The sequence below is a fragment of the Qipengyuania citrea genome (genome assembly GCF_024171405.1).
GTDB lineage: Bacteria > Pseudomonadota > Alphaproteobacteria > Sphingomonadales > Sphingomonadaceae > Qipengyuania > Qipengyuania profunda.
In genome coordinates, this window is record NZ_JALJZT010000002.1 from 1,116,561 (window position 1) to 1,128,117 (window position 11,557).

Consider the following 11,557-nt stretch of genomic DNA (forward strand, 5'->3'; position numbering starts at 1 on the left):
CGCTGGCATGCGCCCCCCTCCGGGGAATTCCCGCCAGTGAATTCTCAGAAACTGGCGGAAATCGTACCCACGATGGCATCGTCGGTGAAGTCGTTGATCGAAGGGCCTTCGACGCCGATATAGGCGACGCCTACTTCGAAATTGCCCTGGGCAACGCTCGCGCCGATCGACCAATCGAGACCGGTATCGTCGGTGTCACCGGCGAGCAGCGGCGGGGCCAGAGCACCGTCGGTGTAGCCGATGTGGCCCGAAATGCTGAACGGGCTGTCGGCGATGCCGAAGCCGACATCGGTATAAAGATAGAGGTTATCGTCCCCGCCAAGCGAATCCTGCTCGGGCGCATAAGCGACCCCGAAGGTGGCCTCGGCCGGTCCGAAACTGGTGCTGATCGAGGCATAGGGTTCGATATAATCGGTATCGAGCCCCAGATCCTCGGTCGGATAGATATAATACAGCACGCCGATATCGACGCTCACCGCATCGCTCAGATTGCCGCCCCAGCCGGCGTAGACATCGAATTCGAGATCGCCATAGGACGGGCCACCCTTGATCGATGACGCCCAGGTGCCGACGTAGAATCCGCTTTCATGTCCGACGTCGAAGCCGCCCTGGATGGCAGGTTCGCCGCCCGAGAGCGAGACGCCGCGGAAGCGGTAGTCGGTGGTCAGTGCCACATTGGCGGAGGTGGTGAACCCGCTGTCGTCTTCCGACTGAGCCATGGCGGGAGTTGCGAGAGAAAGGCCCGCGGTAGCGAGCGAAACGGCCATGAGGCCGCGAAAGGACGTGAGCATTACAAACTCCTGTACGAGTGTCGCTTCGTCCCACCTGCGAATCCGTCGGGGCCATTTTGTTAGGCTCCTCGTCCGGATACGGTCATAAACCTGCACACTTTGCCCGGTTGACGCAAGCTTCAGCCGCGAGGTTTTCGCATACGCAACAATAGCTGTGCTTTTCTCGCAACTGCAACAGTAGCGGTGCAAGCGCATTTGTTGCTCCCGCCGCAGCTTGCGCCTATCTGGTCGGCTTCAAACCAGAACCAGGCTCGAAGTCGCACAATCCTGACATGCTGAAACTCGCAAAACTGTTCAACAAGGGCGCGTCGGCCAAGCCCCTTCCGAGAGTCCCGGAGGGCGAGCGCTTCTACGTCATCGGCGATATTCACGGCCGCTGTGACCTGTTCGACGAACTGATCCTCGCTATCGAAAACGACGATAGGAAGGCCGGCGATGCGCGCAGTACGGTCGTTATGCTGGGCGATCTGATCGATCGCGGTCCCGAAAGCGCGCGCGTGATCGAAACCGCACGCCAATGGCGCGACCACCGCGCGGTCCGCTATATCGCCGGCAATCACGAGGAAATGTTCCTCGAGAGCTTCGAAGATAAGGAAATGCTCCGGCATTTCCTCAAGCATGGCGGGCGCGAGACCGTGCTGAGCTACGGCATCAAGAAAAAGCGCTACAACGAGCTCACCATGAAGGAACTGCAGGCCGAGCTGCACGAACTCGTGCCCGCGAAACATCGCAAGTTCCTCGCGGAGATGGAAGATATCATCGTGGCGGGCGACTATGTCTTCGTCCACGCCGGGATCAATCCCAAGCACAGCCTCGAAGACCAGAACCAGTCCGACCTTCGCTGGATTCGCGAACGGTTTCTCAAGCATCGCGAGCCGTTCAGCCATGTCGTGGTGCATGGGCACACGATCTTCGAGGACATCGAGCATACCGATTACCGGATCGGGATCGATACCGGCGCCTTTCGTACCGGCAAGCTGACCGCCCTGGTCCTCGAAGGCGACCAGCGCCGGGTGATCCAGACGCAGGACATCGATGGTACGATCGCAGTCACGGACAAAGAATTCGCCTAGCAATTGGTTTCGATCATTGGCGCGGTGCAGTGCGTGCGCCAGTCCCATTCCAGAATCCGGCATCCTGCCTTGAAGGAGTTCCCCGCGTGCCGATCGATCATCCCGAAGGTCTGGAAAATCCCGTCGCCAAATGGACCGTCGTCGCGACGATGGTCGCTCTGGTCCTGCTGATCGGCATTTCGATCTGGGCGGCGTTCTCGATCCGGCTCGATACCTTTGCCCGCATCGACGAGGGTACCGACCGCATCCATATCCGCGGCACGGAAACCAAGTTCGTCGGCTATGCGACGGCCCGCTATGCCGGACGCGACGTGCTGATCGAAGGCCTGCCGACCATCGAGCAATTGCAGGAGCTGCCGCTGGCATGGCGCGCGCTCTGCGTGGTGCGCGACGATCCGCGGACCGATTGGTCCAAGGCCGATCCGATGCTGAAAGTGCATTTGCATTCCGACGACATGAACGAGGCATGCCGCCCATTCGAAGGGCTCGAAGTCGATGGGCAACTGGTCCCCGAAGAGACCCCCACGCCCTCGCTATTGCCCGCAGTCGAAGATTTGCCAGGGGGCCTGTAAGCCGGGTTCTGTCCCGCACGCGGTATCCCGAGGGACCGGCCGTGCGGCGGCAGCCATTCGTCTAGGCTGCGGATTGCTCCGCAGCTCAAGCAGCCAACCCGGGCGGTCGATGCGAAACGCACCTGCCCGCTTGCGCGGACGCGCCGCCCCTATTCGGCCTTGCTCCGGGTGGGGTTTGCCGTGCGGGCCGCGTTGCCGAAGCCCCGGTGCGCTCTTACCGCACCCTTTCACCCTTGCCTGAGCCTGCAAGCAGGCCATCGGCGGTTTGCTCTCTGTGGCACTTTCCCTCGGCCGATCTCAGAAGAAACCGGCCGGGCGGGCGTTACCCGCCACCCTCGTTTCGTGGAGCCCGGACTTTCCTCGTACCTTGCGGCACGCGGCTGCCCGGCCCCCTGGCACCGTGGCAGATAGGGCAAGGGGTCGAGAGTGCAAAGTATAAATAGGGACGCTTGCCTTGGCGGCGGCATGGGTCCCCCACGCGGGACTCATCCATCACGCGTACCCGCTTCATGACGAATTCGTTAACCTCTACGACCTAGGCGGCCCGGCGGTCTGCAATCCATGCGGGCGCGCGCGCGAGGATTCATGCTGATAGTCGGCTGCATTATAAACGATCACAATCTCTGGTTCGTCCTCATGGCTGCGGTGATGTGCATCGCCGGGTCAATGGTTTCGGCGACCCTGTTCCGCCGCACGCTGTCCGAGGACGGGATTGCGCGGGTCCACTGGTGCTTCTTGTCCGCCGTAACGGCGGGTGCCGCCACCTGGGCAACTCACTTCATCGCCATGCTCGGCTATCAGCCGAACACGCCCGTCACGTTGGACGGGGCACTTACCGTTGTCTCTGCCTTGATCGCAGTCGCGGGCATCGGCGCCGGGCTTGCGCTGGCTTCTTCAAAATTCGCCCGGCTCGCTCCCCTCCTCGGCGGGTCGATCATCGGCCTTGCGATGGGGGCCATGCATTACGTGGGTATGTTTGCCTATCGCGTAGACGGGATCGTGCATTGGGACTGGCGATACGTGGTAGCATCGATGGTCATCGCCATCACCTGCTCCTCGCTAGCAATCCGTGTGTTGCGCCGTAGTTTCGGCGCTCTTGGCATCTGGCATGCTGGAACCCTGCTGATGCTGGCGATCATCGGACTGCATTTCGGCGGTATGGCGGGGTTCTCGGTCTCGGCGATGCCCGGCTTTTCGCAAGGAGCGAACAGCGAAGCCTTCGCCGCTCTGGCAACCGCAATCGCGATGGTCGCGCTGCTGATTGTCGGGACCGGTATTTCGACCTATCTTGTCGAACGCAAGACGAGTTCCGACGGCGAGAGCCGGATTGCGCACATCGCAATGCACGATGCGCTCACCAATCTCGCAAATCGTCACCAGTTCACCGAAGCATTACGTCTCGAATGCGACAAGATCGAGCTGTTCGGCCGCCCCTTCGCACTGATGATGGTCGATCTGGACCGCTTCAAACCGATCAACGACACGCTCGGCCATCCAGTCGGTGACGTGGTCCTCCAGCGCCTGGCGCACAGGCTTACTCTGGCGGTTCGGGACGGCGACATGGCGGCGCGCATCGGCGGCGATGAGTTCGCCGTCTTGTGCTTCGGCATTGGCGACCATCGCCAAGCCTCGATCATTGCCGAGCGAATCATCGAAATCCTGTCGCGGCCGATGATCATCGATGGCAACGTGGTCGAGCTCAGCGGGAGCGTCGGAGTGGCCTTGGCTCCGGACCATGGGGTCACCCCCGACGTCCTGATCCAGCATGCGGATATCGCGCTGTACTCGGCCAAACATAATGGCAAGCAGACCTATCGCGTGTTCGAACCCACGCTCATGGAAGCCATCCAACGTCGCCGGGCGCTGGAAGCCTCACTGCGCCGGGCGTGCATGCGGGACGAGTTCACGATCGTCTATCAACCTGTCTTCGCCTCGCAGAGCGGCGCGATATCGGGCGCCGAAGCCTTGCTGCGCTGGACCTGCCCCGATCAAGGAGAAATTTCGCCGACCGAGTTCATCCCGATTGCCGAAGATCTGGGCTTGGTCACGCGGATCGGAGCAGATGTCCTGCGGCAAGCATGCAAAGATGCAGCCTCCTGGCCCGGACACATCGATCTGGCGGTCAATGTTTCGCCGGTGCAGTTGCTCGATCCGCGACTGCCCCAGATCGTGACCCAATCACTGGCCGACTCGGGTCTGGCGCCGCATCGGCTCGAACTCGAAATCACCGAGACTGCACTGCTCAACAACGATCTGGCGGCGCTGCGTACGCTCACCCATATCCGCGACCTTGGGGTACGTATCTCGCTTGATGATTTCGGGACCGGATATTCCTCGCTGAGCTACCTGCACCGCTTTCCGATCAGCCGGATCAAAATCGACAAGAGCTTCATTCAGAAACTGCCCGACGATGTAGGCAGCGCGTCGATCGTGCGGGCGATCGCCCAATTGGGTGCCAGCCTGAACATGAAGATAACCGCGGAGGGCATTGAAACGGACTCGCAATTGTCCTTCATCCGCGATCACGGATGCGACGAGGTCCAGGGCTTCCTCACCGGCCGCCCAATACCGCCCGCAGCCTTCCTTGCCCTAGCCGGCACCCAAACCGATTTTGCCGAAGCCTAGGTCCGGGAGAAGATCATGCCCATCAGCAGGCTATTGTACACCAGCCGCTCCTGCCTCACTCCGGATGAACTCACGGTCGAACAGCAGGTCAGCAATATCGCGGCACGTGCCGCCATCCGGAACAAGGAGGTCGGTGTCACCGGGGTACTCGTCTTCGTCGAAAACCAGTTCATCCAACTGCTCGAGGGCGAAGGTGAGGTGGTCGCAGAAGTCTTCGAGCGGATCTGCTGCGATTTCGATCACGCTCAGTTGCGCCTGGTCGATCTGGTCGGGGTCAAGGACCGCATGTTCGCCCGCTGGCACATGGCCGAACTCTCAGGCGGAGAGGATCCAGCATCCCCGCTCGACGAGGAACTGCAGAACATCCGTTTCCTGATGGGCGTGAATGCACGCGTCGCGGTCGACAAGATGCAGGAATGCCTGCTCGACTGCGATGCAAAGGGATTGCTGCCACCGACCTGATCGGGCGGCGCGGTCGCCGGATTACCGGGCGTTCCCCCGGTCGCGATCGAGCAGAAGCTGGAACAGGATCGCGCGCACTTCGCCGTCGATTTCCCCGTCGATTTTCTCGGGGCGCCAACGACGCTGGAAGGCCTCGACCGCCTTGTGCCCATCGGTGATATCGTAGCCGAAGCGCTCGAGCGCGAGGTAGAACGAGGCGTCATTGTCGAACGGATCGCCGCGTTCGAGCTTCTTCGGGCGCGGCAGGCACAGGCCATACTCGGCCAGCCGCTCCCACGGGAACAGCTCGCCCGGATCGATCTTGCGCGCCGGGGCGACATCCGAATGGCCGACCACATTGGTGCGCGGGATATCGTATTGCTTCACGATCCGCGCAACCAGCGGCACCAGCGCTTCGAACTGCGCATCGTTGAACTCGCGATAGCCATATTTGTGGCCCGGATGGTCGAGCTCGATCCCGATGCTGGCCGAATTCACATCCTTGTGCCCGCGCCAGTAGGACTGGCCCGCATGCCAGGCGCGCTTTTCCTCGGGGACCAGCCGGACGACCTCGCCCCATTCGCCGATCAGGTAATGCGCCGAGACCTTGGCCTCGGGATCGCACAACCGTTCGATGGCGAAGCCCTTGTCCTCCATCTCGGTATAATGGATCACCAGCATGTCGATCGGCATGGCGCGTTCGTCGTGGTTGGGCGAAAGTACTTCGCGGTCGACGAGTTCGTCCTTGCTGGCGGGGAGCCCCTGGCCCAGCTTGCCGAAATCGGAGCTCACCCGATCAGCCCTTCACCCGCCGGCAGGACCGCGCCGAGCACCAGCGCATCGGGACCCTTGTGATATTGCAGCCCGCCCCCGCTTTCGGTGGCCAGCAGATTGATCATATGCGCAGCCGCCGTACGGCTGGTCAGGTCCGCGCGGTCGAGCGAACCGTCGAGCGCCTTGCCGATGGTGTCGTCGAAAGCGATCTTGGGCCCAATTGCGCGGACCACGATCTCGCACGCGCCGTCGCGCATTTCGGCCCCGATATCGAGCGTCCCGCCACGCACCAGCGCATCGATTGCGATCTGCGCGAAATTGAGCAGCACCTTGACCGCGGGCTTGCCCAGCGTGGGTTCGGCCAGCGCCCATTCGATCGTGATATTGGGCTTGTCGGCAATCAGCGCCGCGATCAGCGCCTTCGGTTCGGCAATCTCGACGCGTTCACCAAAACCGCCTGCGGCCCCGAAGGCGAGGCGGAAGAATTTGAGCTTGTTGGTGCTGATCAGCGCGCTCTGCTCGAGCAGTTGCATCACATTGGCACGCATTTCGGCATCGGATTCCATCGCCAGCAGCTCGAGCCCGTTGGACAGCGCCCCGACGGGGCTGAGCAGGTCATGGCACAAGCGCGAGCACAGCATCGCGGCAAGATCGATCGATTGGCGGTCGTCCATTGAGTTTCCGAGTGGTGAATATTCGATTACGGTCTTAGCGAGGGGCAAGCTCATAGGGAAGCTTCGCGAACCCTGCATCCCCCGAACGCCACAAGGTGATTCGCCCTGCCGCGATTATCGCCCAGATCGCCCCGTCGCCTGCCGCGAGCGAGCGATCGGTGGCCGAGGGCTCGGCCACGCCATTGGGGTGCGAATGGTAATAGCCCAGTACCTGCGGACCGCCCTCGCGGGCCTGGCGATAGGCATCGACCAGAGCCTGGGGGTCGATCTCGAACCGGCGCGCGGGTTCGGGGTGGACATTGCGCGCGGGCCGGATCGCAGTGATCGCTTCGCCGCTGCCCAGCAGGATGCCGCAGCATTCCTGCGGATGCGCTGAACGCGCCTCGGCGAGGAGGCGTTCGACGACATCGCTTGAGACTTGGGCCGGCATCGCGCATGGCCCTAGCATGGCCGATGCCGATATCATCACCGGAAAGCTGACCAGCAGCGGCCGCCTCGACAAGGCACTGGCCGAAGCGACCGAACTGTCGCGCGAACGGATCAAGGGCCTGATCGCCGAGGGCGCCGTGACCGTCGGTAAGACGGTGGCGCGCAGCGCATCGGCCAAGGTCCAGGGCGAGGAACGCTTTGCCATCGTCCTGCCCCCGCCCGAACCGCTGGCCGCCAAGCCGCAGGACATCCCGCTCGATGTGGTGTTCGAGGACGCGCATCTGGTGGTGGTGGACAAACCGGCGGGGATGGTGGTTCACCCGGCAGCGGGCAATCCGGACGGCACGCTGGTCAATGCGCTGCTGCATCATTGCGCGGGTCAGCTGTCAGGGATCAACGGCGTCGCGCGGCCGGGGATCGTCCACCGCATCGACAAGGACACCTCGGGCCTGCTGGTCGTCGCCAAGTCGGATGCAGCGCATGAAGGACTGGCGCGCCAGTTCGCCGACCATTCGATCACCCGCCGCTATCTCGCGGTGTGCGCCGGCCACCCGAACCCGCCCGCGGGCACCATTGCAGGTCGGCTCGGCCGTTCGGACCGCGACCGCAAGAAGATGGCGGTGCTGCCCGACGACACGTCCCGCGGCAAGCACGCGGTCACGCATTACGAGACCCTCAAGGCGCTGACCCACGCATCGTTGATAGAATGCCGCCTCGAAACCGGGCGCACGCACCAGGTCCGTGTTCACTGTGCGTCAATCGGTCATGCGCTACTAGGGGACCCTGTCTATGGACGCACCCCGAAGGCCCTCAGGCCCCTGCTCGAAGAGCTCGGTTTCGCGCGCCAGGCATTGCACGCCGCACGGTTGGGATTCAGACATCCTATCAGCGGCGAAAGCTTGGATTTCTGCGCCGAACCGCCCTCCGATATGCGGGAACTGATCGACCAAACCGCACGTTGAAATCGACGAAAGGCGTGTGCAATCTGGGCTGCGTCCGCTATAGGTAACCTTAGTGGCCCGAAGGTCGGATGCCCATCAGGGGTCCGCCACACGAGGTCGACGCTAGAAAGGTCAGGGTACAAGTGAGCAATACCAAAACTTTGAGCGTTCCGGCGCTCGGCGGTGAGCAGAGCCTCAACCGCTATCTCTCCGAAATCAAGAAATTCCCCGTGCTGACGCAAGAGCAGGAATACATGCTCGCGAAGCGCTACGAGGAACATGACGATACCGAAGCTGCTGCGCAGCTCGTTACCTCGCACCTGCGTTTGGTGTCCAAGATCGCCATGGGTTACCGCGGCTATGGGCTGCCGGTGTCCGACCTCATTTCCGAAGGCAATGTCGGCCTGATGCAGGGCGTCAAGAAGTTCGAGGCCGATCGCGGTTTCCGCCTCGCGACCTATGCGATGTGGTGGATCAAGGCGAGCATCCAGGAATATATCCTGCGTTCGTGGAGCCTGGTGAAGATGGGCACCACCGCTGCACAGAAGAAGCTGTTCTTCAACCTGCGCCGGATGAAGAAGAACCTCGACGCTTACGAGGACACCGATCTTCATCCCGACGATGTGACCAAGATCGCCACCGATCTCGGCGTGCCCGAGCAGGAGGTGGTCAATATGAACCGCCGCATGCTGATGGGCGGCGATGGTTCGCTCAACGTGCCGATGCGCAATGGCGAAGAAGGTTCGGGCGAATGGATGGACTGGCTCAAGGACGATGGTCCGTTGCAGGACGAGCTGGTCGCCGACGCGCAGGAATCCGAAGTGCGCCACGACATGCTGGTCGAGGCGATGGACAGTCTCAACGAGCGCGAGAAGCACATCCTTACCGAACGGCGCCTGACGGAAAACCCGCAGACGCTGGAGGAACTGAGCCAGGTCTACGACGTCAGCCGCGAACGCATTCGCCAGATCGAAGTGCGCGCGTTCGAAAAGGTGCAGAAGGCGATGAAGACCATCGCCGGTGACCGGCTGCTGGCCGGCGTGGCGTAAGGCAGACGCAAACCGACACTGAAAAGGCCGCCGATACCCTGGGTGTCGGCGGCCTTTTCGTATCACCAGTTCTAACCGGCGGGTGCCAAGTCCAGCACCGCGGCGACCATTGCCTCGGTTCCCAGAGTCACGCTCTCGCGCGGGGCGATCTTGAACAGCGGCGAGTGATGCGACGGGACCGGCGGTCCGCCATTTGCTGCCGCGTCGAACGCAGCCTGAGGGGTACCGCCGACCGCGAAGTAATAGCCGGGGACGCCATACTCCTCGGCCACGAAATAGGCGAAATCCTCCGCTCCCATGCCGCGCTGCTGGAACGGGATGAAGACATCCTCGCCAAGATCACGCTGCATCACCGCATTCAGCCGGCGCGCCAGCGCGGGATCGTTATTGGTGACCGGGGTCCCTTCCGAAACGCGGACCTGCACGGGCATATCGTCGGGCAGGCCATGCGCTGCGCCGATATTGACCGCGATCCGTTCGATCGCGGCAAGCAGCTGCGCCCGCGTGCCCTCGTCATTGGCACGCACGGTCAGTTGCAGATCGGCGCGGTCGGAAATGATGTTGTGCTTGGTGCCCGAATGGAAGGCGCCGACCGTGATCACAGCGGGTGACAAAGGCTCGACCTCGCGGCTGACGACCGACTGCATCGCAGTGACGATCTGCGAGGCGATATAGACCGGGTCGCGGCCCGCGTGGGGGCTGGCCCCGTGCGCGCCCACGCCGGGCACCATGATGTCGACCGAATCCGCGCTCGAATACTGAATGCTTTCCGAGGCCGAAATCTTGCCCGCGGGCAGGATCGAGGCGACATGGAATGCCAATGCGTAATCGGGCGTGCCGAAGCGGTCGTAAAGCCCGTCCTCCAGCATTGCCGCCGCGCCGCCGACGCGTTCCTCGGCCGGCTGCACGACGAACATCAGCGTACCCGACCATTGTTCCCTGGTCGCCATCAGCCGCCGCGCGGTGCCGACCATCGAGGTGATATGCACATCGTGGCCGCAGGCATGCATGACCGGGTATTCCTGGCCATCCTGCCCGACCTGCGTCGCCGTGGACGCATAGTCGAGGCCGGTCTTCTCGGGCAGCGGCAGCCCGTCCATATCCGCGCGCAGCAGGATCAGCGGCCCGTCGCCATTGCGTACCATGCCAACCACGCCCGTTCCGCCGACGCCTTCGGTCACCTCGAGACCCGCGGCGCGCAATTCCGCCGCCATCCGCGCGGCGGTTGCGGTTTCGAGGAAGGACAGTTCGGGATTGGCGTGAAAATGGAGGAACAGGTCTTCGAGGTGGCTGTCGTAATCCGCCGCCACTGCCTGCTTCACTGCCGCGGGATCTGCCGCTGCGGGCGTCGCCGCCCATGTCAGTGCCACTGCCGAAGCGGCCAGTCCGAAAATTGCCTTGCGCATGAAAATGTTCCCTCCAGGCCCCCGTGGCCGCGCGGCGAAGTAAGCATGCGTGGCGGCGCGCGGCAAGCAGGCAGATTGCGTTGCCCTGTCCCCGCGGCTAGATGCGCTGGCATGCGCTGGCTGGTCCGTTTCCTGTTCAAGACATTGATCGGCTTCGTGGGCCTCAGCCTCGCGCTCGTCCTGCTGTTCAAATTCGTGCCCGTGCCGGTAACCGCCACCATGCTGCTCGACGGCAATGGCATCACCAAGGACTGGACCGCGCTGTCCAATATCGACCGCAATATGGTGCGCGCGACCATCGCGGCGGAGGACGGGAAGTTCTGCACCCATGACGGGTTCGACCGCGAAGCGATCGAGAACGCCATCGCCAGCAATGCGCGCGGCGGACGGATCCGCGGCGGCTCGACGATCAGCCAGCAGACCGCCAAGAACGTCTTCCTGTGGCAGGGCGGCGGCTATGTCCGCAAAGGCTTCGAAGCGTGGTTCACCGTGCTGATCGAACAGATCTGGGGCAAGCGGCGGATCATGGAAGTCTATCTCAACGTCGCCGAAACCGGCATCGGCACCTACGGCGCGGAGGCTGGCGCGCGCCGCTATTTCGGCAAGTCCGCCGCCTCGCTCACCCCGCTCGAAGCCGCGCGGATGGCCGCCGCATTGCCGCTCCCCAAGGAACGCTCGGTCGTCAATCCCCGCGGCTGGCTGGCGCGCCATGGCAATACGATATCCGCACGGATCGGGTCGGTATCCCGTGACGGCCTCGATTCCTGCGTCTATCGGTAGGG

At 62.9% G+C, this 11,557-nt stretch carries 12 protein-coding genes and 1 other RNA gene; 6 read left to right on the forward strand and 7 right to left on the reverse strand.

Annotation, left to right across the window (positions count from 1 at the left end; all coding sequences use genetic code 11):
• Positions 1–44 precede the first annotated feature (44 nt).
• The gene (locus J2S32_RS06425; RefSeq protein ID WP_330768074.1) at positions 45–719 is read right to left on the reverse strand and encodes a TorF family putative porin; all 675 of its coding nucleotides are present in this window, start codon (positions 717–719) and stop codon (positions 45–47) included.
• Between the two features lie 344 nt (positions 720–1,063).
• Between J2S32_RS06425 and J2S32_RS06430 the strand changes: the two genes are divergently transcribed.
• A complete protein-coding gene (locus J2S32_RS06430) occupies positions 1,064–1,864 on the forward strand; it encodes a metallophosphoesterase (protein WP_253518654.1) in 801 nt (266 codons plus the stop codon).
• Here J2S32_RS06430 and J2S32_RS06435 read toward each other — a convergent pair.
• Both J2S32_RS06435 and rnpB read right to left on the reverse strand, forming a co-directional pair.
• Positions 1,861–2,367, reverse strand: coding sequence for a hypothetical protein (locus tag J2S32_RS06435; protein WP_253518657.1), 507 nt, complete (start codon positions 2,365–2,367; stop codon positions 1,861–1,863). The two genes, J2S32_RS06430 and J2S32_RS06435, sit on opposite strands and share 4 nt — an antisense overlap.
• 50 nt (positions 2,368–2,417) lie before the next feature.
• An RNA gene (gene rnpB, locus J2S32_RS06440) (RNase P RNA component class A) lies at positions 2,418–2,832 on the reverse strand.
• A 165-nt stretch (positions 2,833–2,997) separates the two neighbouring features.
• Between rnpB and J2S32_RS06445 the strand changes: the two genes are divergently transcribed.
• Positions 2,998–5,061, forward strand: coding sequence for a putative bifunctional diguanylate cyclase/phosphodiesterase (locus J2S32_RS06445; protein WP_253518659.1), 2,064 nt, complete (start codon positions 2,998–3,000; stop codon positions 5,059–5,061).
• Positions 5,062–5,076: 15 nt separating this feature from the next.
• Positions 5,077–5,523 carry a BLUF domain-containing protein gene (locus tag J2S32_RS06450; protein ID WP_253518663.1) on the forward strand — a complete coding sequence of 149 codons (447 nt, stop codon included), beginning with the start codon at positions 5,077–5,079 and terminating at the stop codon, positions 5,521–5,523.
• A 21-nt stretch (positions 5,524–5,544) separates the two neighbouring features.
• On the opposite strand, the gene J2S32_RS06455 is transcribed toward J2S32_RS06450, so the two are convergent.
• The 3 genes from J2S32_RS06455 to J2S32_RS06465 form a co-directional block, all read right to left on the reverse strand.
• On the reverse strand, positions 5,545–6,195 hold the full coding sequence (locus tag J2S32_RS06455) for an N-acetylmuramoyl-L-alanine amidase (RefSeq protein WP_253522984.1): 651 nt from the start codon (positions 6,193–6,195) through the stop codon (positions 5,545–5,547).
• 95 nt (positions 6,196–6,290) lie between these two features.
• On the reverse strand, positions 6,291–6,950 hold the full coding sequence (locus J2S32_RS06460; protein WP_253518666.1) for a histidine phosphotransferase family protein: 660 nt from the start codon (positions 6,948–6,950) through the stop codon (positions 6,291–6,293).
• A gap of 34 nt (positions 6,951–6,984) precedes the next feature.
• Positions 6,985–7,380 carry a M67 family metallopeptidase gene (locus tag J2S32_RS06465; RefSeq protein ID WP_253518669.1) on the reverse strand — a complete coding sequence of 132 codons (396 nt, stop codon included), beginning with the start codon at positions 7,378–7,380 and terminating at the stop codon, positions 6,985–6,987.
• Between the two features lie 16 nt (positions 7,381–7,396).
• Between J2S32_RS06465 and J2S32_RS06470 the strand changes: the two genes are divergently transcribed.
• Together J2S32_RS06470 and rpoH are read left to right on the forward strand one after the other, a co-directional pair.
• Entirely contained in the window at positions 7,397–8,341 is a 945-nt protein-coding gene (locus J2S32_RS06470) for an RluA family pseudouridine synthase (RefSeq protein WP_253518672.1), read from the forward strand.
• Between the two features lie 122 nt (positions 8,342–8,463).
• Positions 8,464–9,369, forward strand: coding sequence for an RNA polymerase sigma factor RpoH (gene rpoH, locus J2S32_RS06475; RefSeq protein WP_253518675.1), 906 nt, complete (start codon positions 8,464–8,466; stop codon positions 9,367–9,369).
• A 71-nt stretch (positions 9,370–9,440) separates the two neighbouring features.
• On the opposite strand, the gene J2S32_RS06480 is transcribed toward rpoH, so the two are convergent.
• On the reverse strand, positions 9,441–10,775 hold the full coding sequence (locus J2S32_RS06480; RefSeq protein ID WP_253518678.1) for an amidohydrolase: 1,335 nt from the start codon (positions 10,773–10,775) through the stop codon (positions 9,441–9,443).
• Between the two features lie 111 nt (positions 10,776–10,886).
• Here J2S32_RS06480 and mtgA point away from each other — a divergent pair, with 111 nt between their 5' ends.
• Complete coding sequence (gene mtgA / locus J2S32_RS06485) at positions 10,887–11,555, forward strand: monofunctional biosynthetic peptidoglycan transglycosylase (RefSeq protein ID WP_253518681.1); 669 nt, start codon at positions 10,887–10,889, stop codon at positions 11,553–11,555.
• Positions 11,556–11,557 lie beyond the last annotated feature (2 nt).